This is a genomic window from Hydrogenophaga sp. GW101-3F08, from assembly GCF_059424585.1.
Window position 1 is genome coordinate 1,075,723 of record NZ_JBWKZP010000001.1, and the last position, 25,481, is coordinate 1,101,203.

General features: G+C 66.5%; 22 protein-coding genes, 1 tRNA gene and 3 riboswitches. Of the genes, 13 read left to right on the top strand and 10 right to left on the bottom strand.

Annotated elements, in window-relative coordinates:
• The first annotated feature begins 55 nt into the window (after positions 1 to 55).
• On the top strand, positions 56 to 1,534 hold the full coding sequence (locus AC07YZ_RS05330) for an NAD-dependent succinate-semialdehyde dehydrogenase (protein ID WP_494793988.1): 1,479 nt from the start codon (positions 56 to 58) through the stop codon (positions 1,532 to 1,534).
• Positions 1,535 to 1,719: 185 nt separating this feature from the next.
• On the opposite strand, the gene AC07YZ_RS05335 is transcribed toward AC07YZ_RS05330, so the two are convergent.
• A complete protein-coding gene (locus AC07YZ_RS05335) occupies positions 1,720 to 2,181 on the bottom strand; it encodes an RT0821/Lpp0805 family surface protein (RefSeq protein WP_226492445.1) in 462 nt (153 codons plus the stop codon).
• A 302-nt stretch (positions 2,182 to 2,483) separates the two neighbouring features.
• Between AC07YZ_RS05335 and AC07YZ_RS05340 the strand changes: the two genes are divergently transcribed.
• Together AC07YZ_RS05340 and AC07YZ_RS05345 are read left to right on the top strand one after the other, a co-directional pair.
• Positions 2,484 to 3,959: an inorganic phosphate transporter gene (locus tag AC07YZ_RS05340; protein ID WP_226492444.1), complete on the top strand. Its 1,476-nt coding sequence runs from the start codon at positions 2,484 to 2,486 to the stop codon at positions 3,957 to 3,959.
• Positions 3,960 to 3,991: 32 nt separating this feature from the next.
• Positions 3,992 to 4,065 (top strand) — tRNA-Gly (locus tag AC07YZ_RS05345).
• Positions 4,066 to 4,150: 85 nt separating this feature from the next.
• On the opposite strand, the gene AC07YZ_RS05350 is transcribed toward AC07YZ_RS05345, so the two are convergent.
• The 3 genes from AC07YZ_RS05350 to AC07YZ_RS05360 all read right to left on the bottom strand — a co-directional run bounded on the left by AC07YZ_RS05350 (position 4,151) and on the right by AC07YZ_RS05360 (position 6,384).
• A complete protein-coding gene (locus AC07YZ_RS05350) occupies positions 4,151 to 4,732 on the bottom strand; it encodes a TMEM165/GDT1 family protein (protein ID WP_494793989.1) in 582 nt (193 codons plus the stop codon).
• A 6-nt stretch (positions 4,733 to 4,738) separates the two neighbouring features.
• Positions 4,739 to 4,910: riboswitch (yybP-ykoY riboswitch) on the bottom strand.
• A 64-nt stretch (positions 4,911 to 4,974) separates the two neighbouring features.
• Entirely contained in the window at positions 4,975 to 5,613 is a 639-nt protein-coding gene (locus tag AC07YZ_RS05355; RefSeq protein WP_226492442.1) for a CoA transferase subunit B, read from the bottom strand.
• Positions 5,614 to 5,682: 69 nt separating this feature from the next.
• Entirely contained in the window at positions 5,683 to 6,384 is a 702-nt protein-coding gene (locus AC07YZ_RS05360; RefSeq protein WP_226492441.1) for a CoA transferase subunit A, read from the bottom strand.
• A 71-nt stretch (positions 6,385 to 6,455) separates the two neighbouring features.
• On the opposite strand from AC07YZ_RS05360, the gene AC07YZ_RS05365 reads away from it, so the two are divergent.
• Positions 6,456 to 7,034 carry a LuxR C-terminal-related transcriptional regulator gene (locus AC07YZ_RS05365; protein WP_226492440.1) on the top strand — a complete coding sequence of 193 codons (579 nt, stop codon included), beginning with the start codon at positions 6,456 to 6,458 and terminating at the stop codon, positions 7,032 to 7,034.
• A gap of 11 nt (positions 7,035 to 7,045) precedes the next feature.
• Here AC07YZ_RS05365 and AC07YZ_RS05370 read toward each other — a convergent pair whose 3' ends face one another.
• The 3 genes from AC07YZ_RS05370 to pcaC form a co-directional block, all read right to left on the bottom strand.
• Positions 7,046 to 8,374, bottom strand: coding sequence for an ABC transporter substrate-binding protein (locus tag AC07YZ_RS05370; protein WP_494793990.1), 1,329 nt, complete (start codon positions 8,372 to 8,374; stop codon positions 7,046 to 7,048).
• Positions 8,375 to 8,575: 201 nt separating this feature from the next.
• Entirely contained in the window at positions 8,576 to 9,562 is a 987-nt protein-coding gene (locus tag AC07YZ_RS05375; protein WP_494793991.1) for a Bug family tripartite tricarboxylate transporter substrate binding protein, read from the bottom strand.
• A 40-nt stretch (positions 9,563 to 9,602) separates the two neighbouring features.
• Positions 9,603 to 9,980, bottom strand: coding sequence for a 4-carboxymuconolactone decarboxylase (pcaC, locus tag AC07YZ_RS05380; protein WP_494794040.1), 378 nt, complete (start codon positions 9,978 to 9,980; stop codon positions 9,603 to 9,605).
• Between the two features lie 80 nt (positions 9,981 to 10,060).
• On the opposite strand from pcaC, the gene AC07YZ_RS05385 reads away from it, so the two are divergent.
• Complete coding sequence (locus AC07YZ_RS05385; RefSeq protein WP_494793992.1) at positions 10,061 to 10,657, top strand: peroxidase-related enzyme; 597 nt, start codon at positions 10,061 to 10,063, stop codon at positions 10,655 to 10,657.
• Between the two features lie 15 nt (positions 10,658 to 10,672).
• Here the strand turns inward: AC07YZ_RS05385 and AC07YZ_RS05390 are convergent, their stop codons facing one another.
• The 3 genes from AC07YZ_RS05390 to AC07YZ_RS05400 are packed head-to-tail and all read right to left on the bottom strand — an operon-like array spanning position 10,673 to position 12,852.
• A complete protein-coding gene (locus tag AC07YZ_RS05390; RefSeq protein WP_494793993.1) occupies positions 10,673 to 11,092 on the bottom strand; it encodes an acyl-CoA thioesterase in 420 nt (139 codons plus the stop codon).
• Positions 11,093 to 11,106: 14 nt separating this feature from the next.
• Positions 11,107 to 12,066, bottom strand: a complete 960-nt coding sequence (locus AC07YZ_RS05395) for a DMT family transporter (protein ID WP_494793994.1) — start codon at positions 12,064 to 12,066, stop codon at positions 11,107 to 11,109.
• 3 nt (positions 12,067 to 12,069) lie between these two features.
• Entirely contained in the window at positions 12,070 to 12,852 is a 783-nt protein-coding gene (locus AC07YZ_RS05400) for an SDR family oxidoreductase (RefSeq protein ID WP_494793995.1), read from the bottom strand.
• A gap of 141 nt (positions 12,853 to 12,993) precedes the next feature.
• On the opposite strand from AC07YZ_RS05400, the gene AC07YZ_RS05405 reads away from it, so the two are divergent.
• The 8 genes from AC07YZ_RS05405 (at position 12,994) to gcvP (ending at position 25,478) form a co-directional block, all read left to right on the top strand.
• Positions 12,994 to 14,676: an electron transfer flavoprotein-ubiquinone oxidoreductase gene (locus tag AC07YZ_RS05405; RefSeq protein WP_494793996.1), complete on the top strand. Its 1,683-nt coding sequence runs from the start codon at positions 12,994 to 12,996 to the stop codon at positions 14,674 to 14,676.
• Between the two features lie 130 nt (positions 14,677 to 14,806).
• Positions 14,807 to 16,126 carry a TAXI family TRAP transporter solute-binding subunit gene (locus tag AC07YZ_RS05410; protein WP_494793997.1) on the top strand — a complete coding sequence of 440 codons (1,320 nt, stop codon included), beginning with the start codon at positions 14,807 to 14,809 and terminating at the stop codon, positions 16,124 to 16,126.
• Positions 16,123 to 17,454: an ABC transporter substrate-binding protein gene (locus AC07YZ_RS05415; protein WP_494793998.1), complete on the top strand. Its 1,332-nt coding sequence runs from the start codon at positions 16,123 to 16,125 to the stop codon at positions 17,452 to 17,454. The genes AC07YZ_RS05410 and AC07YZ_RS05415 overlap by 4 nt, the downstream gene beginning before the upstream one ends.
• 13 nt (positions 17,455 to 17,467) lie before the next feature.
• The gene (locus AC07YZ_RS05420; protein WP_494793999.1) at positions 17,468 to 18,130 is read left to right on the top strand and encodes a nucleoside/nucleotide kinase family protein; all 663 of its coding nucleotides are present in this window, start codon (positions 17,468 to 17,470) and stop codon (positions 18,128 to 18,130) included.
• Between the two features lie 240 nt (positions 18,131 to 18,370).
• Complete coding sequence (locus tag AC07YZ_RS05425) at positions 18,371 to 20,533, top strand: glycosyltransferase family 39 protein (RefSeq protein ID WP_494794000.1); 2,163 nt, start codon at positions 18,371 to 18,373, stop codon at positions 20,531 to 20,533.
• A gap of 6 nt (positions 20,534 to 20,539) precedes the next feature.
• A riboswitch (glycine riboswitch) is annotated at positions 20,540 to 20,652 on the top strand.
• A 12-nt stretch (positions 20,653 to 20,664) separates the two neighbouring features.
• Positions 20,665 to 20,769: riboswitch (glycine riboswitch) on the top strand.
• 75 nt (positions 20,770 to 20,844) lie between these two features.
• Positions 20,845 to 21,981, top strand: a complete 1,137-nt coding sequence (gene gcvT / locus AC07YZ_RS05430; RefSeq protein WP_494794001.1) for a glycine cleavage system aminomethyltransferase GcvT — start codon at positions 20,845 to 20,847, stop codon at positions 21,979 to 21,981.
• 36 nt (positions 21,982 to 22,017) lie between these two features.
• Entirely contained in the window at positions 22,018 to 22,383 is a 366-nt protein-coding gene (gene gcvH, locus AC07YZ_RS05435; RefSeq protein WP_494794002.1) for a glycine cleavage system protein GcvH, read from the top strand.
• Between the two features lie 167 nt (positions 22,384 to 22,550).
• Complete coding sequence (gene gcvP / locus AC07YZ_RS05440; RefSeq protein ID WP_494794003.1) at positions 22,551 to 25,478, top strand: aminomethyl-transferring glycine dehydrogenase; 2,928 nt, start codon at positions 22,551 to 22,553, stop codon at positions 25,476 to 25,478.
• Positions 25,479 to 25,481 lie beyond the last annotated feature (3 nt).

Here is a 25,481-nt window from a genome sequence, read left to right on the forward strand (position 1 = left end):
TGCAATTGTTTAATAAGTTAAATAAAATTCCTCCCAACCCATCCAAGGAGACCCTATGGACATGAAGACTTCCCCCCTGGCCCTGCTCAAGGACCCGACCCTGCTGAAAACCGACGCGCTGATCAACGGCGAGTGGGTCAAGGGCAGCAGCCGCTTTGACGTGCTCGACCCGGCCACCGGCCAGAAGCTGGCCGACGTGGCCAACCTCGGCCCGGCCGATGCCGAAAAGGCCATTGCCGCCGCCAACGCAGCGTGGGCCGGCTGGAAAACCAAGACCGCCAAGGAGCGCAGCATCATCCTGCGCAAGTGGTACGACCTGCTGATGGCCAACCAGGACGACCTGGGCCGCATCATGACCGCCGAACAGGGCAAGCCGCTGGCCGAAGCCAAGGGTGAAGTGGCCTACGGCGCGAGCTTTGTCGAGTGGTTCGCCGAAGAGGCCAAGCGCGTGAACGGCGAGACCCTGCCGCAGTTCGACAACAACCGACGCCTGATGGTGCTCAAGCAGCCGATCGGCGTCTGCGCCGCCATCACGCCCTGGAACTTCCCGCTCGCCATGATCACGCGCAAGGTGGCGCCCGCGCTGGCCGCCGGCTGCCCGGTGATCATCAAGCCCGCCGAACTCACGCCGCTGACCGCGCTGGCCGCGGCCGAGCTGGCCATTCGCGCCGGCATCCCGGCCGGCGTGCTCAACATGATCACCGCCGATGCGTCCAACTCCATCGCCGTGGGCAAGGTCATCTGCGCCTCCGACGTGGTGCGCCACATCAGCTTCACCGGCTCCACCGAAGTCGGCCGCATCCTGATGGCGCAGAGCGCGCCCACGGTGAAAAAGATGTCGCTCGAACTCGGCGGCAACGCGCCCTTCATCGTGTTCAACGACGCCGACATCGACTCCGCCGTGGAAGGCGCTTTCGCCAGCAAGTACCGCAACGCCGGCCAGACCTGCGTCTGCTCCAACCGCCTCTATGTGCAAGAAGGCGTGTACGACGAGTTCGTCGCCAAGTTCGCCGCCAAGGTCAAGACCGCCAAGGTCGGCAACGGTTTTGAAGACGGCGTGAACCAGGGTCCGCTGATCGAGGAAGCTGCGCTGGAGAAGGTGCAGCGCCACGTGGACGACGCCCGCGCCAAGGGTGGCCGGGTTCTGGTCGGCGGCAACCGCCTGAGCGGCCAGTTCTTCGAACCCACCGTGGTGGCCGACGCCACCTCAGACATGCTCTGCGCCCGCGAGGAAACCTTCGGCCCCTTCGCGCCGGTGTTCAAGTTCAAGACCGAGCAGGAAGCGATTGACGCCGCGAACAACACCGAGTTCGGCCTCGCCAGCTATTTCTACAGCCGCGACATCGGCCGCATCTACCGCGTGGCCGAAGCGCTGGAATACGGCATGGTCGGCATCAACGTCGGCATCCTGGCCACCGAACACGTGCCGTTCGGCGGCGTGAAGCAGTCGGGTCTGGGCCGCGAGGGCTCGCACCACGGCATGGACGACTACGTCGAGATCAAGTACCTCTGCCTGGGCGACATCCAGAAATAGAACGCTCCCCCTGCGCCGCTGACGCGGCTTCCCCCTCTCTTGCGCCTTCGGCTTGGAGGGGGACAGCGCCTCGGGCCGGCGGAGCCGGACCCTTGTCGCTTCTGGACGGGTGCGCTTCCGTTCGCGGCGGTGCGCGCTCCGGAGTCGATCGGTCACAGAGGGGAGATCGGTATCTCCGGCGCCGTTCAGTTCACCACCTGCCAGCTGCCATCGGGTTGCCGGCAGGCCCGGCCATACACGTCGTCGGGACGACCGCCCACCACCGCCCGCATCGTGTATTCGCGGCAGGGTGCGCCCGCCGACTCATAGGTGCGTGTGGGCGTCACGGTGTACTGGTTGCGGGTATCGGGGTTGACCCACTGGGTCGGCTGGCCCGTGCTGGAGGTTTCCAGGGCATAGGCCGTGCGCCGCCGGTCGTTGTCGTCCATGGAACGCCCGACGTTGGCGCCGATGTTGGCGCCGATCAGGGCGCCCACAATCGTGGCCGCCGTGCGCCCCCGCCCACCACCCACCTGCGACCCCAGGGCGCCGCCGAGCACGCCGCCAATGACCGTGCCACCGGTCTCTTTCGGACCACCCGTTGCGCCGCATCCGACGAGCGCCGCTGTGAGCGCGCCAACGAGAACCATTTGTGCAGGGAAACGCATATGCAACTCCTTGAAAGATCTGTGAGATAGACGCCTGATCGGTCATCGAGGCGGTCTGCGCGGGTGTTCCCGGGAACACAAACAGCCGCTCAAACCGGCACCACGCCCGTGCGTGATTGTTCGAACCGATATCGCGGGCGTAGTTCAACCCCCGGCGGATCAGCCGAGGCGCGCCGTGTTCATGTCCTGGGCCGGGGCCCTGTTCCTGAATGAGCGAAAATCCGGGTTGTCACAAAACTTTCACATCACTGTAAAGAGGCTGCCATCCATGGCAGCCTCTTTGCGCATTCGCCCCCCTATTCATGATCTCCATGCTCGGAAGCCTCGAACCCTGGCTCCTCATCAGCCTGCTGGTGGCCCTGCTGTTCGTTCTCGCCTTTGAATTCATCAACGGATTCCACGACACCGCCAACGCGGTGGCGACCGTGATCTACACCCGGGCCATGCCACCCTCGGTGGCGGTCTTTTCTTCCGGCGTGTTCAACTTCCTCGGCGTGCTGCTGGGTGGCGTGGGCGTGGCTTACGCCATCGTGCACCTCCTGCCGGTCGAGTTGCTGATCGACGTGGACTCCGGCCGGGGTCTGGCCATGGTGTTCTCGCTGCTGACCGCGGCCATCGCCTGGAACCTGGGGACTTGGTTCCTCGGCATTCCCGCGTCCAGTTCACACACCCTCATCGGCTCCATCCTGGGCGTGGGCATGGCCAATGCCCTGATCACAGACATCGAGCTATCACAAGGCGTGAACTGGCAGAAGGCGATCGACATCGCGATTTCGCTGGTCCTGTCGCCCCTGGCGGGTTTCCTGGTGGCGGGCCTGATCCTGGTGGTACTGAAATGGTGGAAACCGCGATCGACCATGCACAAGACGCCCGAAAAGCGGATGGAAGACGTGGGCAAGAAACACCCCCCGTTCTGGAGCCGCATGGTGCTGGTGCTCTCGGCGCTGGGCGTGAGCTTTGTGCACGGCTCCAACGACGGACAGAAGGGCATCGGCCTGATCATGCTGGTGCTGATCGGCATCGTGCCTTCCTATTTCGTGCTCGACCTGAGCAGCAGCAAATACGAGATCGACCGCACGCGGGACGCCGCCGTGTACCTCAGCGATTTTTACCAGCGCAACAACGCCACGCTGTCCACGTACCTTGCGCTGGGCAAGGCGAACGGCAGCGAACTGCCCGCGAAATTCCGCTGCGACCCGCACCAGACCGAAATCACCATCGCCGCACTGCAGCGCGGTCTGGTTGGCGTGACCAGTTACACCACCCTTGCCCCCCGTACCCGCGTGGACATCCGCCGCTACATCCTGTGCCTGGACGACACGGCTCGCAAGGTGTCCCGCCTGGCCTACCTGCCCGCGGAAGAAAAGCGCGATCTCGCGCGCCTGCGCAAGGACCTCACCGCGTCCACCGAATACGCCCCTTTCTGGGTAGTGATTGCGGTGGCCCTTGCGCTGGGCATCGGCACCATGATCGGCTGGAAACGTGTGGTCAAGACCGTGGGTGAAAAGATCGGCAAGCAGGGCATGACCTACTCCCAGGGCATGAGCGCGCAGGTGACCGCCGCCATGGCCATCGGCATGGCCAACGTGTTCTCGCTACCGGTATCGACCACCCACGTGCTCTCGTCCGGCGTGGCCGGCACCATGGTGGCCAACCGCAGTGGCCTGCAAAGCAAGACCATCAGCAGCATCCTGATTGCGTGGGTCCTGACACTGCCGGTGTCCATGGCGCTGGCCGCCGGCCTGTACTGGATGGCCCATCGCGTCTTCATCGCCTGAGCCACCCGCCATCGCTTACACTCCTAGGCCTCGCGGGTGTAGTTCAATGGCAGAACGGCAGCTTCCCAAGCTTCATACGAGGGTTCGATTCCCTTCACCCGCTCCAGAACAATGAAACGAGGCCCCCAGCGGGCCTCGTTTCACGTCTGCGCAGGACTGCGCTGGGCGGAAAAGAGGAAGGTACCGACCCCTCATCCGCCAACGAACGACGACCCCACCCCGAGCAACGCGAGCACCCCCAGCACCGCGAAGATCAGCGCCGCCAAGACGTGCACCGCCTTGATGGGCACGCGCCGCGTGAGGGCGTCCCCGAAGAACACCACCGGCGCGTTGGCCAGCATCATCCCCAGGGTGGTGCCAGCGACCACGGCCACCAGCGGCGCGTACTGGGCGCCCAGGGCCACGGTGGCGATCTGGGTCTTGTCGCCCATCTCGGCCAGGAAGAACGTCCAGGTGGTGGTGGCGAACACGCCGAACCGCCGCTGGGGCACGGCGTCGTCATCGTCGAGCTTGTCGGGGATCAGCATCCAGCCGGCCATGGCGATGAAGGACAGACCGAGCACCCAGCGCATCACGTTCGGACCCACCGTGGCCATGACCCAGGCGCCCGCCGCGCCGGCCAGGGCGTGGTTGAGCAGCGTGGCCGCAAGGATGCCCCAGAGGATGGGCCAGGGGCGTCTGAAACGCGCGGCCAGCACCAGCGACAGCAGCTGGGTCTTGTCGCCCATTTCGGCCAGGGCGACGATTCCGGTGGAAAGGAGGAAGGCGTCCAAAACAATGCTCCAGGGGCCGGAAAACCAAAAGACCGCACAGCTGCCCCGGCCCTACCGGAGGTTGTGCGGTCAAAGGTCTTGCCAGGCTTGAAGCTGTCGGCGCCATGGCCATGGGGGCCAAGTGTGTTGACGCGGACCTCTGCGTGGTGCAGAGCGGCTACTCCCCAATGACGGGTGAGGCGCGAGTATAGACGACGGGTGGCTGGCGACCGGACGCCGGACGGCGCGCGGCCACCGCCGTGTCAGATCAAGGGGACGCCGGTCTTGGACTGCAGGAACTCGCGGCTCACGTCCGGCGCCAGTTCCACCACCTTCAGACCTTCGGGCGTCACGTCCATCACGGCTAGGTCGGTGATGATGCGGTTGACCACGCCCTTGCCCGTCAGCGGCAGGGTGCACTGGGGCAGGATCTTCAGGTCTTCACTGCCGTCTTTCTTCTTGGCCACGTGTTCCATCAGCACGATCACGCGCTTGACGCCGGCCACCAGGTCCATGGCGCCGCCCATGCCCTTGACCATCTTGCCGGGGATCATCCAGTTGGCCAGGTCGCCCTTGTCCGTCACCTGCATGGCGCCGAGGATGGACAGGTTGATCTTGCCGCCGCGGATCATGGCGAACGACTGGTCACTGCCGAAAATGGCCGACCCTTTCATCGTGGTCACGGTCTGTTTGCCGGCGTTGATCAGGTCCGGGTCCACCTCGTCCTCGTACGGAAACGGGCCGATGCCCAGCATGCCGTTCTCGCTCTGCAGCCACACCTCCACGTGGTCGGGCACGTGGTTGGCCACCAGCGTCGGGATGCCGATGCCGAGGTTCACGTAAAAGCCGTCCTGCAGCTCCTGCGCCGCACGCGCGGCCATCTGGTCTTGGGTCCAAGGCATTTCAAATCTCCTTTAGTCGGTTGGGGACAGAGCTGGCCGCTTCGCGTCTGCGGTCTGTCCCACAAGGTATTACTTCCTATCGCGGGTGGTGCGCTTCTCGATGCGCTTTTCCGGGTTGGCGTTGAGCACGATGCGGTGCACGTAGATGCCGGGCAGGTGCACGTCGTCGGGGGCGATCTCGCCGGTGGCCACGATGCGCTCCACCTCCACGATGCAGATCTTGCCGGCGGTGGCGGCCGCGGGGTTGAAATTGCGCGCCGTCATGTTGAAGCGCAAGTTGCCGGACATGTCGGCCACATCGGCTTTCACCAGCGACACCTCGGGCAGCAGCGAGCGCTCCATCACGTAGGTCTCGCCGTCGAACTCGCGCAGCTCCTTGCCCTCGGCGACCAGCGTACCCACGCCGGTCTTGGTGAAGAAGGCGGGAATGCCGGCGCCACCGGCGCGCAGCTTCTCGGCCAGCGTGCCCTGCGGCGTGAATTCGAGTTCGAGCTCACCGGCCAGGTACTGGCGCTCGAACTCCTTGTTTTCGCCCACATAGGACGAGATCATTTTCTTGATCTGTCGCGTCTCCAGCAGTTTGCCCAGGCCGAAGCCATCCACGCCGGCGTTGTTGGAAATGGCGGTCAGGTTTTTCACGCCGGAATCGCGCAGCGCGTCGATCAGCGCCTCGGGGATGCCGCACAAGCCAAAACCGCCCACGGCGATGAGCTGGCCGTCGGCCACCACGCCCTTGAGGGCTTCGGCTGCGCTCGGGTAAATCTTGTTCACGTCGGTTGCTCCAGTGGTTGAACAGGGGTGACTGCAACGATACTACGTAACAACATACGTAGTTTGACCTAATGACTAACCCGAACACCGACCTCTCCGGCATCGACTACCGCCTCGCCTTCGATCTGGCGCCGCTCGGGCTGGTGCTCTCGCGTCAGCGCACGATTGTGGACTGCAACCAGGCCCTGTGCGAAATGTTTGGCGCCACCCGCGAGCAGCTCATCGGACAGAGTTTCCAGGTGCTCTACCCCAGTGCCGACGAGTACGAGCGCACCGGCGCACGCATCGCACCGATCCTCGGGCGCAGCGGCAGCTACGCCGACGACCGCATCATGAAACGCGTGGACGGCCGCCTCAAGGGCGAAACCTTCTGGTGCCACGTCACCGGCCGGGCCCTGCGCCGCGAAGCGCCGCACGAGGCCGGCATCTGGAGCTTTGAGGACCTGAGCTCACGCCGCGCGGTCAAGGCCGAACTGACCGGCCGCGAACGCGAGGTGGCCGCCTTTCTGATGGACGGACTGACCAGCAAGGAGATCGGCAAGGTGCTGGGCATCAGCCACCGCACGGTCGAGATCTACCGCGCGCGGCTGATGCGCAAATACCAGGCACACAGCACACCGGATCTGGTGCACCGCTTGCTGGCGGGCTGAGTCACCGATGGCTATTTCTTCTGGGGGGCCTTCCCCGGCTTGGGCTCGGCGGTCGGCTTGGCCACGACAGGCACCATCGGCGCAACGGGGGCATTGAGCGTCTGCAGCCGGGCAATGGCATCACCGACCGACATCGAGTCCGTGTTCCAGAACTCGCTCACGGCCGCACGCATGGCCTTTTGCTGTGCCGTCGACAGCGCCATGCCGTGTGCCACCGAAGGCACCAAGGTGCCCGCCTTGGCCGTTGCCGCGAAGTCAACATTGGAGCGCTTCGCACATTCGTCAAACTTGTCCATGTTCAGGTTCAGATGCACCGGGATAGAGCCTTTGCGCAGGTTGAACCGCTCCTGGAAGTCTTTGCCCATCAGCAAATAGGCCAGATAGCCCTGGGCCTTTTGAGCCTCCCAGCTCTTGAGCTGGAACATGGCAAAGGAATCGACGTTGAAGGTGTAGGCATTGGCCGTGCCGGGCGCGGGCGTGCAGGTGAAGTCTTTGCCCGGCTGCTGTTTAGCGGCCAGGAACTCGCCCTTGGCCCAGTCTCCCATGAACTGGAATCCGGCCTTGCCTTTGATCACCATGTCGGTCGCGACGTTCCAGTCGCGACCGGGTGCCTTGTCATCGACATAGGTCTTGAGGCGGCGAAAGGTTTCCAGGGTCTTTTTCATCGCGTCGCTGGCGATGGCGGTCTTGTCCAGTTTGAGCAGCGCCTTGTCGTAGAACTCAGGCCCACCAACACCCAGCGCCACGGTCTCGAACACCGTGAAGTCCTGCCAGTCCTGTCCGCCATGGGCCAAGGGAACAAGACCCGCACCACGGATCTTGTCGGCGGCGGCAAAAAAATCGTCCCAAGTCCGGGGCATGGCCGTGACCCCGGCCTTTTTCAGCACCGCCGAGTTGGCCCACAGCCAGTTGACACGGTGCACATTGACCGGCACCGCCACATAGTGGCCCTTGTGCTTCATCTGGTCGGCCACCACCTTGGGCAGAACGTCATCCCATTTGTCAAACAGCGCCATGGAATCCAGACTGGTCAGCGCGTTCAGCTCGGCCCATTCCTGAATCGCAGGCCCCTTGATCAGGGCGGCGGCCGGTGCCCGGCCTTCGAGCACGCGCTGCTTCAGGGTCTCCATGGCGTTTTCACCAGCGCCGCCCACCACGGAAAAGTCTTTCCAGGAATGGCCCCGTGCGGTCATCATGGCCTTGAGTTCCTGCACCGACTGGGCCTCGCCGCCCGAGGTCCAGTAGTGCAGAACCTCGACCTCTCCGGCTTGAATACAGGTGCTGCCCAGCAGGGTCATCCCAGCAGCAACCAGGCCGCGCAATTGATTTTTATGAAGCATGGGGGAATGGAAACATTGTGGAAACCATGCATAGTATCCATGTCCATGCAAGGGTTTCTACCAAGAAACCCAGCCAAATGGCAAAACCCGCAGGCTTCAATGCATACGATTGCATCGGTTTTTGCACCACCAGCCAGACCGCAGCCGCCTGGCCCGCCTTGCGCGGACATGGCAAGGCGGCGCCGGCAACCACCCGACGGCTCACTGCGGCTGGAAGCCGCTGTCCTTGATGATCTTGGCCCACACCTTCGCGTAGCTGCGCTCGCGTGCGGCGAGTTGTTCGGAGCTCATGTAGCCCACGGTCAGGCCCATGGCGGTGAGCCGGTCTTTCACTTCGGGCACGGCAATCGCCTTCTGGATCGCGGCGCCCAGCTTGTCCAGCGTCGCCTTGGGGGTGCCCGCGGGCGCGAACACGCCGTAGTACGGCACCTCTTCAAAGCCCGTCAGCCCGAGTTCGGCAAAGGTCGGTACCTCGGGCATGGCGGCCTGGCGCTGCGTGCCCATGACGGCCACCACGCGCAGCTTGCCGGCCCTGTGGTTCTCGATGAAGTCGGGGATGGAGGCCACACCGGCGGGAATCTGGTTGCCCAGCATGTCGCCCATCATGGGCGCGCTGCCCCGGTACGGCGCGGCCACGAGGTCCAGCTGGTTCTTCTTCGCGATCTCCTGCACCAGAAACTGCGGCACCGAACCGGGCGCGGGAATGCCCACCGTGCCCTTGCCGCCGCCCTGCTGGCGCACCCAGTCGGCATAGCCTTTGAGCGAGGTGGCGGGTGTGCCGGCCGACAGGGCGATGGCGTTCACGAAGGTGGCGAAACCGGCCACCGGCACGAAGTCTTTCGCCGAGTCGTAGCCCGGGTTCTTCGTCACCATGGGCAGGATGGTGATGCTGTGGTCGTGGCTGAGGAACAGGGTGTGGCCATCGGGCGCCGCGGCCTTGAGCGCCTGCGCGGCGAGCTGGCCGCCCGCACCGGGCTTGTTGTCCACCACCACCGGTGCGCCCAGGTCGGCCTGCAGGCGCTCGGCCAGGATGCGGGCGATCGCGTCGGTGCCGCCACCGGCTGGAAAGCCGACCATGATCCGGGTGGATTGCGTCTGGGCCGCGGCCAGACCCACCCCCAGGGTGGCGCCGATGGCGAGCGCGCAACGCAGGGTACGGGCGATGAAATGCCGGCGAAAGCTGTGCATGAAAACTCCTGACAAAGGTTGTGGAAGAAACGGGATCGGTTCAGGGCGCAGGCGCATCGACCACCTCGGCCGCGCTGCGAAACGCGTCGACCGCGGTGGGCACGCCGCAATACACCGCGGCGTGCAGCAACACCTCCTGGATTTCCTGCACGGTCGCGCCGTTGTTGAGCGCGCCGCACACATGGCCCTTGAGTTCGTGCTGCTTGCCCAGCGCCGTCAGCATGGCCACGGTGATGAGGCTGCGCGTCTTGCGGTCCAGCCCCTCGCGCTGCCAGACGTCGCCCCAGGCGGCGCGCGAGATGTGGTCCTGCATGGGCTGGGTGAACGGGGTGGCGCCGGCCAGCGCGCGGTCCACGAACGCATCGCCCATGACCTCGCGGCGGGTGGCCAGGCCACGGTGGTATTGCTCGTCCTGCATGGGGTGCTCCAGGGTTGGGTGGATGACGGGTGCCAAGGATAAACTTCCTGGCAAACACCGACCTGACCCGGAGACAACCCATGAGCAGCACCCCGCCACGTTATCCCCTGCCCGACCTCAGCACCCTGCCCGAGGACCTCAAGGCCAAGGTGCTGGAGGTGCAGGAAAAGGCCGGCTTCGTGCCCAACGTGTTTCTCGCCCTGGCCCGGCGCCCGGCCGAATGGCGCGCCTTCTTCGCCTACCACGACGCGCTCATGGCGCCCGAAACCGTGGGCCGCGAGAGTGGTCTCACCAAGGGCGACCGCGAGATGATCGTCACCACCACCAGCGCGGCCAACCACTGCCTGTACTGCGTGGTGGCGCACGGCGCGATCCTGCGCATCTACGAGAAAAAGCCGCTGGTAGCCGACCAGGTGGCGGTGAACCACCGCAAGGCCGACATCACGCCGCGCCAGCGCGCCATGCTCGACTTCGCGATGAAGGTCTGCCTGGCCTCGCATGAGATCGAGGACGCCGACTTCGAGGCCCTGCACGCCCACGGCTTCAGCGACGAAGACGCCTGGGACATCGCCGCCATCACCGCCTTCTTCGGCCTGTCCAACCGCATGGCCAGCTTCAGCGGCATGGTGCCCAATCCCGAGTTCTACCTGATGGGGCGGGTGCCGAAGGGGAAATGACCCCTCGTCAGCCGCTCAGACCAGATGGGCCCGCATGTGCTCGGGCATGGGGGCCGATTTCTGCTGCGGGAAGTTGACCCACACGGTGGTGGCGCCACCGGCGGCGTACACCGTCTCGGGGTCGTCGGCACGGCTGAGCGTGCACCAGCTCTCGAAACTGCTGCGCCCCGCGTCGCTCACGTACAGGGTCGCGATCACCTCGCCTGGGAATTCGAGCTGTTTGTAGAAGTTGCAGAAGGCGTTGACGATCACCGGGCCCTCGCCTTTCGGGTCGGGCTCGCAACCGATGGAGCGCATCCATTCGATGCGCACGATCTCCAGGTAGCGGAAATAGACCGTGTTGTTCACATGCCCCATGGCGTCCATGTCGCCCCAGCGGATCGGCAGGGTCATGCTGAACACACGTTTCTTCTGTGCGGGGAGTTCGAGTCTCATGTGGGGTACAGCAGTTATCGGTGGGCGTTGATCGAAGCCAGGATGCCCAGCAGGAACAGAACACAGGCTGCCCATTGAAGGGGGGCGGGCCAGTGCCCGCTCCAGACGAAGGTGTACAGCAGGCCGAACACGGTTTCGCTCACGATGAGCTGGCCGGCCAGGCTCGGGCTCAGGCGCCGGCTGGCCATGTTCCACAACACGGCGGCGACCCAGGCCGAGCCGATGCCGGTGACCGCGCACACGGCCACGAAACGCCAGAACCCCGGCTGGGCCGTCATGCTGGCCCAGCCCGATCCCCACAAGGCCCACAGCCCCAATGCGCCCACGCCCGCGGCCACGCCCAGCCAGTTGGCCCAGTCGGTTGAATTCACTTCCGGGTGGCGGCGCAACCAGGCCGCGTTGAGCAGGCCAAAGGCGGTCCAGCTCGCCATGGCGGCAACGGCGTACAGAATCCCGCGCCACAGGTGCGCGCCGCCGGCGTCCACGGCGGTGTCGCCCGTGGCCCGCATCATGAGCAGCATGCCCAGCCCGGTCAGCAGCAGCCCGGGCACCAATGCGCTCCAGCGCAGAGCGTGCGGCTTGCCCAGCACCATGACCCACAGCGGGATCGTGCCGATGATGAGCACCGGCAAGGCCGCGCCCGCATCGGCGATGGCCAGCACGAGCAGCAGGTAATAACCGGTGTAGCCCAGCACGCTCAGGCCCAGTGCCGCCCCGGCCTGCCGCAGCGTGGGCACGCGCGGCACCGGCCCGCCCGCGGCGCGGTGCACATGCCCCATCGCCAGCAACAGCGCGGAGAACAGGCCGCAGGCCACGAAGCGGCCCACGGTGAAGTCCACCGAACTGAAGCCCTCGACCATCAGCGGAGCAATGAAGGTCATGCCCCAGAAAGCGCCCGCGCCCAGCCCCGCGAGAATGCCCGTCACCATGCCGGGCGGCCAGACCGAGGGCTGCACCGCGTCAACCGACGTCAAGCCTCAGACCCCAAAGCCGTCGTCCGCCGCGATCACCGCGCCGTTGATGAAATGGCTCTCGTTGGCGCACAGCATCATCAGCACCGCATCCAGATCGGCGGGCTGGCCCACGCGTTTGCGCGGCAGCATGTTGATGAGCTTCTGGCCCTGCTCGGTCTGCCAGTGGTGGTGGTTGATCTCGGTGTCGATGTAACCCGGGCAGATCGCGTTCACGTTGATGCCGAAACGCCCCCACTCCATGGCCATCGCCTTGGTCATGTGCACCACGGAGGCCTTGCTCATGCAGTACACGCCGATCTGCGGCAGCACCTTGAGCCCAGCCATCGACGCGATGTTGACAATGCGCCCGCCCACATAGGTACCGGGTGCCGCGCCGTTGGCGCGCGCCAGCATGCGCTTGCCCACTTCCTGCGCCACGAAGAAGGCGCCCTTGGTGTTGGTGTCGAAAACGAAGTCGTAGTCTTCCTCGCTCACGTCCTGCAGACGCTGCGTGGTGCTCACGCCCGAGTTGTTGATCAGGATGTCGATGGCGCCGACTTCGGTTTCCGCGTGCGCGATCGCCGCCTTGATGGACGCGATGTCGGTCACGTCCAGCGCCACCACATGGGCATCGCCGCCCTCGGCCTCGATGTGCGCACGCAGCGCCATGAGGCGGTCGGTGCGGCGGCCGGCCAGCACCACGGCCGCGCCCGCGTGGGCCAGCGTCTTGGCGAACTGCTCGCCCAGTCCACCCGACGCGCCGGTGATGAGGGCCACTCGGCCCGACAAATCGATCTGGTAGGTCACGGGATAATCTCCGGGCTGGTGCAAATTAGCACGATCGTTCGATTTTCTGGCGCTGCAGCATAGAATGCTGTCCGCCCGATGACATGCACGCACGCACCGCGTGGGTGAAGATCACCAGAACCATTATCCGCGAGACCCCCCATGACCTCTGAAGAAATCCTTGCCCAGTTTGGCCCGCGCGAAGCCATGGAATACGACGTGGTGATCGTCGGCGGCGGCCCGGCCGGCCTGGCCACCGCCATCCGCCTGAAGCAACTGGCCGCCGAAAAGGGCAGCGAGTGCAATGTCTGCGTGCTGGAGAAGGGCTCCGAGCCCGGTGCCCACATCCTCTCGGGCGCGGTCATGGACCCCAAGGCCATCACCGAACTGTTTCCGAACTGGAAGGAACTCGGCGCCCCGCTGAACCAGCCCGTGACCGGTGACGACCTGCTGGTGCTCAGTGAAACCGGTGCCACCCGCACGCCCGACTGGCTGATGCCGCGCAACTTCGACAACCACGGCTGCTACGTGATCAGCCTGGGCGCGGTCACCAAGTGGCTCGGTGAGCAGGCCGAGGCCTTGGGCGTGGAAATCTTCCCCGGCTTCGCCGCGGCCGAAGTGCTCTACAACGACGACGGTTCCGTCAAGGGCGTGGCCACCGGCAACCTCGGCGTGGGCAAGGACGGCGAACCCATGGACAGCTTCCAGATCGGCATGGAGCTGCACGCCAAGTACACCGTATTCGCCGAAGGCGCCCGCGGCCACCTGGGCAAGCAGCTGATCGCCAAATACAAACTCGACGAAGGCAAGGACGCGCAGACCTTCGCCATCGGCATCAAGGAACTCTGGGAAGTGCCGGCCGACAAGGCCAAGCCCGGTCTGGTGGTGCACACCGCCGGATGGCCGCTGGCCGACGACACCTTTGGCGGCGGCTTCCTGTACCACCTTGAAGGCAACAAGGTCACGCTCGGTTATGTGATCGGACTGGACTATCAGAACCCCTGGATGAGCCCGTTCGAGGAGATGCAGCGCTGGAAGACCCACCCGGCCATCAAGGCCCACATCGAAGGCGGCAAGCGCCTGGGCTACGGCGCCCGCGCGCTGAACAACGGCACGCCCCAGGCCCTGCCCAAGACGGTGTTTCCGGGCGGCGCCCTGGTGGGTTGCGACGCCGGTTTCCTGAACGCCGCGCGCATCAAGGGCAGCCACGCGGCCATCAAGAGCGGCATGTTGTGTGCCGAGGCCGCGTTCGAAGCCGTGGCCGCCGGCCGCAGCAGCGACGAACTCACGGCCTTTCCCGAAGGCTTCCAGAAGAGCTGGCTGTTTGAGGAACTGTGGACCTACCGCAACTTCAAGAACTGGTTCAAGAAGAGCCCGCTGGTGGGCAAGCTCATGACCGGCATCGAACACTGGTTCCTGCCCAAGGTGGGCGTGAGCGTGCCGCCCTGGACGCTGCACAACACCACCCCGGACCACACCAAGCTGCGCCCGGCCGCCGAGATGCCGCAGATCAGCTACCCCAAGCCCGACGGCGTGATCACCTTCGACCGGCTCTCCAGCGTGTTCGTCTCCAACACCAACCACGAAGAGCAGCAGCCTGCGCACCTGACGCTGAAAGACGCCTCGGTGCCGGTGGCGATCAACCTGGCCAAGTACGCCGGCCCCGAGAGCCGCTACTGCCCGGCCGGCGTGTACGAGTTCGTGAACAAGGACGGCGCCGACCAACTGGTGATCAACGCGCAGAACTGCGTGCACTGCAAGACCTGCGACATCAAAGACCCGACGCAGAACATCGTCTGGGTCACGCCCGAAGGCGGCGGCGGGCCGAACTACGCGGGCATGTGAGCCCGCGCACAATCCGCTCTCTTCAGGGCCACCAGCCGGTGGCCTTTTTCTTTTCCGCTGCGGTGCGAACGGGGTTGTACGAAAAGTTACGTGGGCGATATAGTCCGACCACGTTCCGGATGGACTCTGCATGAACTCCGCCACCCTGTACCGCCACCGCTGGTTGATGATCCGCCTGCCGGTGGCCCTGGTGGCGGCAGCCTTGGCCGGGCTGGCCTGGATCTGGCTGTACCCCATGCCCGAGACCCGGCTCACCATCAGCAGCGGCCAGCCCGACGGGGCCTACCGGCTCTTCGCCGATCGTTATGCCCAGGCCTTTGCCCGCCACGGCATCGCGCTGACCATCGAAACCTCGGACGGCTCGCAACAGAATCTGGAACGTCTGCGTCACAGCCCCGCGCAGGCGGATCTGGCCTTCGTGCAAGGGGGGTTCGGCTGGTCGTCCCAGCCCGGGCAGCCTGAGCGCTTGGGTGGGGTGCAGACCCTGGCCAGTGTGGATATCGAGGGTCTGTGGCTGTTCAGCCGGGACCCGGCGCTCACTTCGCTGGAGGGGCTGGCGGGCCTGCAGGTGGCGGCCGGGCCGCAGGGCAGCGGGCATCGTGTGCTGTTTCAACGCCTGCTCTCGCAACAACGCATCGGCCTGGACGAAGTTCGCTGGTCCGCTCTGAGCGGCGCGGCCGCGCGCGATGCCCTGGTCCGCCACGAGGTGGACGCGGTGTTCATGGTCGCATCGTCCCAGGCGCCCGGGGTGCTGGCCCTGCTGACCACGCCCGGCGTCCACCTGGCCATGCTGCAGCGCACTGCGGCGCTCTCCGAGCGCAACGGCTTTCTCGAAACCCGCCTGCTGCCCCAGGACGGGCTGGGGCGGAACCTGCCCGCGGCCGACACCCCCCTGCTGACCACCCCCACGCACCTGCTGGCCCGGGAAGACCTGAACCCCGCCCTCAAGCGCATGGCGACCGCCGTGGCCATGGAGGTGCATGGGCAGGCCGGCCCGTTTCACCGGGCGGGCGACTTCCCCAACCTGCGGCGCAGCGACTTTCCCGCCGCGGCCCAGGCCCGGCAGGTGCTCGGCGGCGGCCTGAACCGGCTCGAACGCCTGCTGCCCTTCTGGTGGGCCCAGGTGGTGCAGCGGCTGTTGGTGATCTGCGTCCCGCTGCTGCTGGTGGCCGGCCTGCTGTTCCTGTTCATTCCAGCCTTGCTGCGCGTGCGGCTGGAGAGCCGGATGACGCGCTGGTACGGTGAACTGCGCTTCATCGAGCACGACCTGGCCCACCACAACGTCGACATCGGCGGAATCGAACTCAGCCGCATCAACGCCCGCCTCAAAAAGATGGAGGCGGCCATCGCCGCCATGCCATTGCCCAAGGAGCTGGCCCAGCGCTGGCACACCCTGCTCCAGCATGTGGACTTCGTCCGCAGGCGCATGCGGAGTTACCGGGGCCGATGAGACTGCCCCTGCTCTACCGCCGACGCTGGTGGCTGCTGTACCTGCCGATCACGGCAGGGAGCGTGCTGCTGATGGTGCTGGCCACCTTGTTTGTCAGGCCCCTGCCGCCCCAGCGCGTGGTGATCGGCACCGGGCCGGCCCAGAGCAGCTACCTGCGCGTGGCGCGCCTGTACGCCGAGCGGCTGGAGCGCATGGGGATCGCCGTCGACATCGTGGCCCACCCCCGCCCCCAGGACCCGCTGCAGCGCATGGCCGAAGGCGACACAGTGATCGACGTCACGTTTGCCCAGGGCTTGTACGCGCCCACGGCGCCCCAGGTGATGGCGCTGTCGGTGATCGGGCACGAGATCGTCTGGGTGGTCGCGCGCGAGGGCATCGACCGGCTCGATCAGCTCAGGGGCCAACGCATTGCCGCATCGGTCCCCGGTGCCTCCAACCGCATGGCCGCCGAGCTGCTGCTGGCCCACGCGCGGATCGCCCCGGGCGAAGTTAGCTTCGTGCCCGCCGTCGGCGAAGACGCGGTGGCGGCCCTGGCCGAGGGCCGGGTGGACGCCGTGGTCCATGTGGCCTCTGGCGACTCGCACACCGCGGCCACGCTGGCCCGGCTGGACAAGGTCCACCTGCTGCCCGTCGAACGGGCCGGCGCTCTGGCCACCCGGGTGCCCACGCTGCGGGCGGTGGTCATGCCCCAGGGGTCCATCGAGCTGCGCAGCAACCTGCCCGCGGCGGACCTGCCGACCATGGTGACGCTGACGCACCTGCTGGTGCGCCCCGACCTGCACCCGGCCCTGCAACGCGCCCTGCTCAACGTGGCCGGCGAACTGCACGCCATGGCCGGTTTCCTGGAAGGACAGGGCCAGTACCCCAGCACCATTGGCAGCGATTTCCCGGTTTCCCCCGTGGCCCTGCGCAGCCGGTACGGCAAACAACCCTGGCTGGAGACGCTGCTGCCCTACCGCACCGCCCAGTGGGCCGAGCTGTTCCTGTTCGTCTATGTCCCGCTGGGCTTGTTGACCATGGTGCTGCTGCTGCGCGCGCCCCGCTACATCGAATGGCGCGTGGACGCGGCGTTGCAGTACTTCTACGGCCAGCTCAAGTTTCTGGAAGAAGACCTGTCGCAGGCCCCACCGACCGACCCCGTGGCCCACCGCGAAGTGCTCACCCGCCTGGACGCACTGGACAAACAGGTGGCCCAGATCGATCTGCCCGACCGCTACGCAGACCGCTGGTACACCCTGCGCGAACACCTGGGCGCGGCGCGTGAGCGGCTGCAGAGCCTGCGCCAGGACGGTGGACAATCCCTCCCCTCGGAGGCCACCGCCCCATGACCCACGCCACGCCATGCCCACCACCCGCCTCGACCCCGCCCTGATCCACCAGCTCGACGCGCTCGCCAGCGGTCCGCGCCGCCTGCTGGGCATCGTGGGGCCCCCCGGCTCGGGCAAATCCACCCTGGCCACGCTGCTGGCCGATCACCTGGGCGACCGGGCCCAGGCCGTTCCCATGGACGGCTACCACCTGGCACAGGTGGAACTGGAGCGCCTGGGCCGCGCCCAGCGCAAGGGCGCGCCCGACACCTTTGACGCCGCCGGTTACGCCGCCCTGCTGCGGCGCCTGCGCGACCAGGCGCCGCACGACGTGGTCTACGCGCCCGACTTCCGGCGCGAGATCGAAGAACCCGTGGCCGGCGCCCTGCCGGTGTTCGCCCGCACGCCGCTGATCATCACCGAGGGCAACTACCTGCTGCTGGACGACGACCCGGCCTGGCTGCCGGTGGCCGACCTGCTCGACGAAGTCTGGTACCTGCACGTGGACGCCGCCCTGCGGCTGGAGCGCCTGAGACGCCGGCACGAGCAGTTCGGCCGAACCCGGGAACAGGCGCTGGACTGGATCGAGAGCACCGACGAGCCCAACGCCCGCCGGATCGAGGCCTGCCGCAGCCGGGCGCAGCGACAGGTGGTCTGGAACCCGGTTTCGGGCTGTTACGAATTCAGCCCAATCTGAGGCCCGTACAGGGGATTGCGGCAACCAGCGTTGCACCAGAGCAACTGGCGCCGCACAAACTCCCCACAAAGAGGGAGAACGCTTCCCAAAGGCACGTGGTACCGCTCGGTCCGGTCTTTTGGTGACATTGGTCACACTAAAATCACAATCGCAAGACTTTGTCAACGCACGTCGTGAAGACCGACGGCAGCACAAGGCACCAGGCGTCCTGTCACACGCCCCACAAACCCCGCCCGCTGTATGCCCGCAGACCGAATCGCCTCTTTCCGAACCCTGTCACTGGGCGGTTCGGTCGTCCGCACGTTGCTGGTGCTTCTGCTGGGTCTGGCGACCTACATCGCCCTGGCCCATCTTCACCAGAGCCTGGACGTCGACTTCGAGATGCGGGTCGATCACAGCGGCCCGGTCGAGATCTACTACGACGTGCCCGGCAGCCACTTCGACCCCCGCTTGCGCGAAACCCGCAGAGCCGCCCAGGACAGCTGGCAACGCTATTCGATTGCCATCCGCGGCTACCGGGCGATCCAGGAAGTTCGCATCGACCCCTTGACCCAGCCGGGCCGGTTCGAGATCAGTGAGGTCAGGCTGTCGAGCCGCTGGGCCGAACGGCGGCTTCAGGGTGAGGCGCTGCGGGCAGCGCTTCACCCCAACGCGGAAGTGAAGGCACTGGACACCACGCCGCAGGCCATCACCTTCCAGAGCACCGGCGCCGATCCCTTCCTCAGCGTCAAGATCCCCAAAGCCTTCTTCCAGCCGGATCTTGGCGTCGTGATCCCCCGTGGGCTGCTGTGGGGCCTGAAGATCGCGGCGGTCTGGCTGCTGCTGGAGGTGCTGGTCAGCTATCTGGCCCGCCGCCAGCCGGCCCTCTATGCCCGGGTCCGACGCTCCTTCGTTCACGGCTGGGCCCTGCCCCTGCTGCTTTGTGCCGGCCTGACCTACCACAGCGAACGCAACATCACCGACAGCCCCGTGCTCGGCGACGGCATCCAGAACCTGCTGATCGCCACCAATCTGTACAAACACGGCGTGTTCTCGCACGAAGGGGGTGCCAACCCCCAACCCACCAACTTCCGCGAACCCCTGCCGCCCATGGTGGCCTACGCCTACCTGGCGCTGTTCGCGCCCAACCACAGCGAGCACCTGGGGTTCGGCCATTTCCGGGCCGGTGAGCTGACCCGCTTCGTGAAGATGAGCAACCTGATCTGGGTGTTCACCGGGCTGCTCGGGGTGTGGCTGCTCACGCGCCGGCTCACGCACAGCATCGCCGCCACCCTGGCGGCCACCTTGTTGACCTATGTGTTCTTCTTCAACGCCCGCGAGTACATCGACACCTTCTACACCGAGCTGACCACGGCCACGGCGATCGTCTGGGGTTCGTACCTGCTGTACCGCGGCGTGAAAGACCAGAAGACCGGCCACTTCCTGGCCGGTGGCGCCGCCATGGGGCTGCTTGCGCTCACCAAGGCCTCGTCGCTCTACATCAACCTGGTCGCCTTGCTGTTGCTGGTGGCCGTCATGCTGTTTGCGCGCCAGCGCATGCAGGTCTCGGTGGGCCGGATCGCCACCTGGGGGCTGGCCATGGGCCTGGGGCTGGCGGTGGTCGTGGCGCCCTGGATGGTCCGCAACCACCTGCAGTTCGACAGCATGCGCATCTCGGACCGCGGGGGGCTCATCCTGCACGGCCGGGCCACGCTCAACAACATGACCAACGACGAAGTCATTGGCCTGATCTACGAGAAGAGCCCCACCATCTACCGCAAACTCGTTGACGGCACGCGGTTCGGCCCGACGGACCGCGACGAGTTCGAGCGTGGCGGGCGCTGGCAACGGCTCAACCGGGGACTGTCCAGCTTCTGGAAATCGGACATCGAGGCCATTCGCGCGGGCCGTCCGGACCTCGCCGTGAGCTTCCACGCCGAAGCCGGCGCGAGGTACACCATCCTGCTCAACCAGCTCAGGGTACAGGGCAACCATTACCCAGAAGAGGTGGTCGACGGCCAACGCCGCGATGAAGCGATCCGCATGCTCAAGGAGCGTCCGGTGCGCCACCTGTTCATGACCCTGCCCTTTTTCTGGCACGGTTTCTGGGGCCTGAAAAAGGTCGAGATTCCGCTCGTGAGCCTGGCGACGCAGGACACCATCGTGGAGGTGCTGAACCTGCTGGCCGGTCTGGCGCTGTTGACGGCGTTCTTCGTGGGAATGCTGCGGCGGCGGCCCGACCTGCTGGCCCTGACCGTGCTGCCGTTCGGCCTGATGTCCTTTTATGCCTTTGTGTCCCACAACATCCCGCGCTACATGTCGCCGGCCCACCCCATCATGCTGATCCTGCTGGTGGCGGTGGTGGCGGCGCTCCTGAACGCGCAGCTTTCGCGCCGCCCCAGCCCCGTGGTGGCCGCGGCCTGAGGTAAACTCCGCCGGTCAGGAGAGCGTGCCCGCACAGGGCGCCGCCGAAGGCGCAGGAGACCGGGCCGCATATCGCGGGAAGGTCCTGAACGCTCAGGCAAAAGGACTGGCAACCACCGCTTTCACGGGCGGTGTCCCCCACTGGAGAGAGGCCGCCCCCCGAGGCGGTCCACCGAAGGAGCAAGTGCGGCATCGTCCGCGCGAATCTCTCAGGTAAAGCGGACAGAGGGGCAGCGCACGGATGCACCGTGTTGACCCTCTGCCCAGAGGCCTGCCCCCAATGAACGCCCGAGCGTTCCGGAAAGCCCGCCGTGTCCCACAGCTCCGCCAGTACCGACCTGCTCCAGACCCCGCTGCACGCCCTGCACCTTGAACTCGGTGCCCGCATGGTGCCCTTTGCCGGCTACAGCATGCCGGTGCAGTACCCCGCCGGCCTGATGGCCGAACACCACCACACCCGCGCCGCTGCCGGCCTGTTCGACGTCTCGCACATGGGCCAGCTCACGCTCTCCGGCCCCGACGCCGCCGCCGCGTTCGAGTCGCTCATGCCGGTGGACGTGATCGACCTGCCCGTGGGCAAGCAGCGCTACGGCCTGCTGCTGACCGACGAAGGCGGCATCATCGACGACCTGATGTTCGTCAACCGGGGCTCGGACATCTTCGTGATCGTCAACGGCGCCTGCAAGCACGGCGACCTGGCCCACATCGCCCTGCGCATCGGCCAACGCTGCACCGTCACCCCACAATTCGACCGCGCCCTGCTCGCCCTGCAGGGCCCGCAGGCCGTGACCGCGCTGCAGCGCCTGCTGCCCGGCGTGGAGCAACTGGTGTTCATGACCGGCGCCGCCTTCACCTGGAACGGCGCCGACCTGTTCGTCACCCGCAGCGGCTACACCGGCGAAGACGGTTGCGAAATCTCCTTGCCCGCGGCCAGCGCCGAAGCCTTTGCCCGGGCCCTGCTGGCCCAGCCCGAAGTCAAACCCATCGGCCTGGGCGCGCGCAATTCGCTGCGCCTCGAAGCCGGCCTGTGCCTCTATGGCAACGACATCGACACCACGACCACGCCGGTCGAGGCGGCGCTGAACTGGGCGATGCAGAAGGTGCGCCGTACCGGGGGTGCCCGCGCTGGCGGGTTCCCGGGCGCTGACCGCGTGCTCGGCCAGCTCGACGGCACGGTCGCCCTGACGCGCAAGCGCGTGGGCCTGGTCGCGCTGGAGCGCGTGCCCGTGCGCGAGCACGTGGAACTGCAGAGCCCGGCCGGCGTGAAGATCGGCGAAGTCACCAGCGGCCTGCTCGGCCCGACGGCCGACAAGCCCGTGGCCATCGGCTACGTCGCACCCGAATTCGCCGCCGTCGGCACCCGTGTGAACGCGCTCGTGCGCGGCAAGGCCGTGCCGATGGAGGTCGCGCCCATGCCCTTCGTTCCCAATAGATACTTCCGCGGCTGAGCCGCCCCATTTCAACTTTCTTCACCGGAGCCCACCATGACCACCAAATACACCGAAGACCACGAATGGATCAGCGTTGACGGCGACGTCGCCACCGTCGGCATCACCCACCACGCGCAGGACGCGCTGGGCGACGTGGTGTTCGTGGACCTGCCCGAAGTGGGCAAGACCCTGGCCCAGAAGGACGTGGCCGGCGTGGTCGAGTCCGTCAAGGCCGCAGCCGATGTGTACATGCCCGTGAGCGGCGTCATCACCGAAGTGAACGAGGCCCTGCGCGCCGACCCGGCCCTGGCCAACAGCGACCCGCTGGGCGCCGGCTGGTTCTTCAAGGTCAAGCTGTCGGACGCGTCGCAGCTTGACGCCCTGCTCGACGAAACCGCTTACGCCGCTTTCGCCGCTTGAGCTTGACCCACCCCTGCCGCGCTGCGCGCGTCCCCCTCAAGGGGGCGGCGCTGGCGGCCCGGCGAAGCCGGTTCCGCGGCGCCCTTGAATCGGGGCACTTCGCTCGCGGCGGGTTTTATTCGCTTGTTTGAATTTTTGACTTTCCTATTCCCCCACAAGGTCGTCCCATGCTGATGCCGTCCGTCAAACCCCTGGATGAACTCGAAAACCCGAGCGAGTTCATCGCCCGCCACATCGGCATCAGCGAAGCCGACGAAACGCTGATGCTGTCCGTCATCGGCGAGGCCTCGCGCCGCGCCCTGATCGACGGCATCGTGCCGCGCAGCATCGCGCGCAGCACGGGCATGGACCTGCCGCCCGCCGTGACCGAAGCCGCTGCGCTGGCCGAGCTCAAGGCCATTGCGGCCAAGAACCAGGTGTTCAAGAGCTTCATCGGCCAGGGCTATTACGGCACGCACACGCCGGGCGTGATCCTGCGCAACGTGCTGGAAAACCCCGCCTGGTACACCGCCTACACGCCCTACCAGGCCGAGATTTCACAGGGCCGCATGGAAGCGCTGGTGAATTTCCAGACCATGGTGACCGACCTGACCGGCATGGCGATCGCCAACGCGTCCATGCTCGACGAAGCCACCGCCGCCGCCGAAGCCATGACGCTGGCCAAGCGCTCGGTCAAGGCCAAGGGCAACGTGATCGTGGTGGCCGGTGACGCGCACCCGCAGACCATCGAGGTCATCCAGACCCGCGCGAAGCCGCTGGGCCTGGTGGTGAAGCTGGCCAACTCGGCCACCGAGTGGGCCGAGGCACTGAAGGGCGACGACTACTTCGCCGTGCTCGCGCAGTACCCGTCCACCAGCGGCCGCATCGACGACCTGCGCGCCGAGGTGCAGACCGTGCACAGCAAGCAGGCCGCCTTCATCGTGGCGGCCGATCTGCTGGCGCTCACGCTGCTGGTGCCCCCCGGCGAGTTCAACGCCGACATCGCGATCGGCACCACCCAACGTTTCGGCATGCCCATGGGCGCCGGCGGCCCGCACGCCGCCTACATGGCCTGCCGCGACGAGTTCAAGCGCTCGCTGCCCGGCCGCCTGGTGGGCGTGAGCGTGGACACCCACGGCAACCCGGCTTACCGCCTCGCGCTGCAGACGCGCGAGCAGCACATCCGCCGCGAGAAGGCCACCTCCAACATCTGCACGGCGCAGGTGCTGCCGGCCGTGGTGGCCAGCATGTACGCCGTGTACCACGGCCCGCAGGGTCTGAAGCGCATCGCGCAGCGCGTGGCCGCGTACACCGCGGTGCTGGCGCAAGGGCTGGCGCAACTGGGCCACACGCTGACGAGCACATCGGCCTTCGACACGCTGACCGTGAAGGCCGCCGACGCGGCCCAAGCGAAGGCCATCGTGGCCAAGGCCGTGACCAAGGGCGCCAACCTGAAGCTGTCGTGGGGCCAGTACGTGAGCATGTCGCTGGACGAAACCACCACGCGCGAGGACATCGCCCTGCTGTGGTCGGTATTCGCGAAAGACGGCCAGACCCTACCCAGCTTCGCCGCCTTCGAAAAAGGCATCGAGCCCCTGATCCCCGCCGAGCTGCGCCGCACCAGCGCCTACCTCTCGCACCCGGTGTTCAACAGCCACCACTCTGAGACCGGCATGCTGCGTTACCTGCGCGCGCTGTCCGACAAGGACCTCGCGCTGGACCGCAGCATGATCCCGCTGGGCTCTTGCACCATGAAGCTCAACGCGACCAGCGAGATGATCCCCATCACCTGGCCCGAATTCGCCAATGTGCACCCCTTCGCGCCGGCCGACCAGCTGCAGGGCTACCAAGAGCTGGACGAACAGCTGCGCGCCTGGCTGTGCCAGGCCACGGGCTACGCCGGCATCAGCCTGCAGCCCAACGCCGGCTCGCAGGGCGAATACGCCGGCCTGCTGGCCATCAAGGCCTTCCACGCCTCGCGGGGTGAAGCGCACCGCAACATCTGCCTGATTCCTTCGTCGGCCCACGGCACCAACCCCGCCAGCGCCCAGATGGCGGGCCTGCAGGTGGTGGTGACCAAGTGCGACGAGAGCGGCAACGTGGACATGGCCGACCTGCAGGCCCAGTGCGAAAAACACAGCGCCAACCTGGCCTGCGTGATGATCACCTACCCCAGCACCCACGGCGTGTTCGAGACCACGGTCAAGGAGCTCTGCGCCCTGGTGCACAGCCACGGCGGCCGGGTCTACGTAGACGGCGCCAACATGAACGCGCTGGTGGGCGTGGCAGCGCCGGGCGAGTTCGGCGGCGACGTGAGCCACCTGAACCTGCACAAGACCTTCTGCATTCCCCACGGCGGTGGCGGCCCCGGCGTCGGCCCGGTCTGCGTGGTGGCCGACCTCGTGCCCTTCCTGCCGGGTCACCGCGCTGGCGCCGAGCCGGCCGGTGTGTGCGGCACGCCCGAGACGGAAGACAAGTTCCGCGTCGGCGCCGTGAGTGCGGCCCCCCTCGGCAACGCCGCCGTGCTGCCCATCAGTTGGATGTACATCCGCATGATGGGCGCCGACGGCCTGAAGCACGCCACCGAAGCCGCGATCCTGGCCGCGAACTACATCAGCAAACGCCTGGCGCCGCACTACCCCACGCTCTACGCCTCGGCCAACGGCCACGTGGCACACGAGTGCATCCTGGACCTGCGTGGGCTGAAGGAAACCAGCGGCGTGATGGCCGAGGACGTGGCCAAGCGCCTGATGGACTACGGCTTCCACGCGCCCACGTTGAGCTTCCCGGTGGCCAACACCCTGATGGTCGAACCGACCGAAAGCGAGACGTTGGAAGAGCTGGACCGTTTCATCGACGCCATGATCGCGATCCGCGAGGAAGTCCGCCGCGTGGAAAAGGGCGAGTGGCCGCAAGACGACAACCCGCTGAAGAACGCGCCGCACACGGCCGACAGCCTCATGAAGGCCGACTGGCCGCACCCCTACGCGCGCGACGTGGGCGCCGCCAGTGCATCGACCCGCGCACACGCCAAGTACTGGCCGCCCGTGGGCCGCATCGACAACGTCTACGGCGACCGCAACCTGTTCTGCAGCTGCGTGCCGGTGGGGGACTGACCC

Bases quoted from the DNA above. Each gene is read 5' to 3' on its own strand.
- AC07YZ_RS05330 (WP_494793988.1), top strand. From the start codon at position 56: ATGGACATGAAGACTTCCCCCCTGGCCCTGCTCAAGGACCCGACCCTG.
- AC07YZ_RS05335 (WP_226492445.1), bottom strand. From the start codon at position 2,181: ATGCGTTTCCCTGCACAAATGGTTCTCGTTGGCGCGCTCACAGCGGCG.
- AC07YZ_RS05340 (WP_226492444.1), top strand. From the start codon at position 2,484: ATGATCTCCATGCTCGGAAGCCTCGAACCCTGGCTCCTCATCAGCCTG.
- AC07YZ_RS05355 (WP_226492442.1), bottom strand. From the start codon at position 5,613: ATGCCTTGGACCCAAGACCAGATGGCCGCGCGTGCGGCGCAGGAGCTG.
- AC07YZ_RS05365 (WP_226492440.1), top strand. From the start codon at position 6,456: ATGACTAACCCGAACACCGACCTCTCCGGCATCGACTACCGCCTCGCC.
- AC07YZ_RS05370 (WP_494793990.1), bottom strand. From the start codon at position 8,374: ATGCTTCATAAAAATCAATTGCGCGGCCTGGTTGCTGCTGGGATGACC.
- AC07YZ_RS05375 (WP_494793991.1), bottom strand. From the start codon at position 9,562: ATGCACAGCTTTCGCCGGCATTTCATCGCCCGTACCCTGCGTTGCGCG.
- pcaC (WP_494794040.1), bottom strand. From the start codon at position 9,980: ATGCAGGACGAGCAATACCACCGTGGCCTGGCCACCCGCCGCGAGGTC.
- AC07YZ_RS05385 (WP_494793992.1), top strand. From the start codon at position 10,061: ATGAGCAGCACCCCGCCACGTTATCCCCTGCCCGACCTCAGCACCCTG.
- AC07YZ_RS05390 (WP_494793993.1), bottom strand. From the start codon at position 11,092: ATGAGACTCGAACTCCCCGCACAGAAGAAACGTGTGTTCAGCATGACC.
- AC07YZ_RS05405 (WP_494793996.1), top strand. From the start codon at position 12,994: ATGACCTCTGAAGAAATCCTTGCCCAGTTTGGCCCGCGCGAAGCCATG.
- AC07YZ_RS05410 (WP_494793997.1), top strand. From the start codon at position 14,807: ATGAACTCCGCCACCCTGTACCGCCACCGCTGGTTGATGATCCGCCTG.
- AC07YZ_RS05415 (WP_494793998.1), top strand. From the start codon at position 16,123: ATGAGACTGCCCCTGCTCTACCGCCGACGCTGGTGGCTGCTGTACCTG.
- AC07YZ_RS05420 (WP_494793999.1), top strand. From the start codon at position 17,468: ATGCCCACCACCCGCCTCGACCCCGCCCTGATCCACCAGCTCGACGCG.
- AC07YZ_RS05425 (WP_494794000.1), top strand. From the start codon at position 18,371: ATGCCCGCAGACCGAATCGCCTCTTTCCGAACCCTGTCACTGGGCGGT.
- gcvH (WP_494794002.1), top strand. From the start codon at position 22,018: ATGACCACCAAATACACCGAAGACCACGAATGGATCAGCGTTGACGGC.
- gcvP (WP_494794003.1), top strand. From the start codon at position 22,551: ATGCTGATGCCGTCCGTCAAACCCCTGGATGAACTCGAAAACCCGAGC.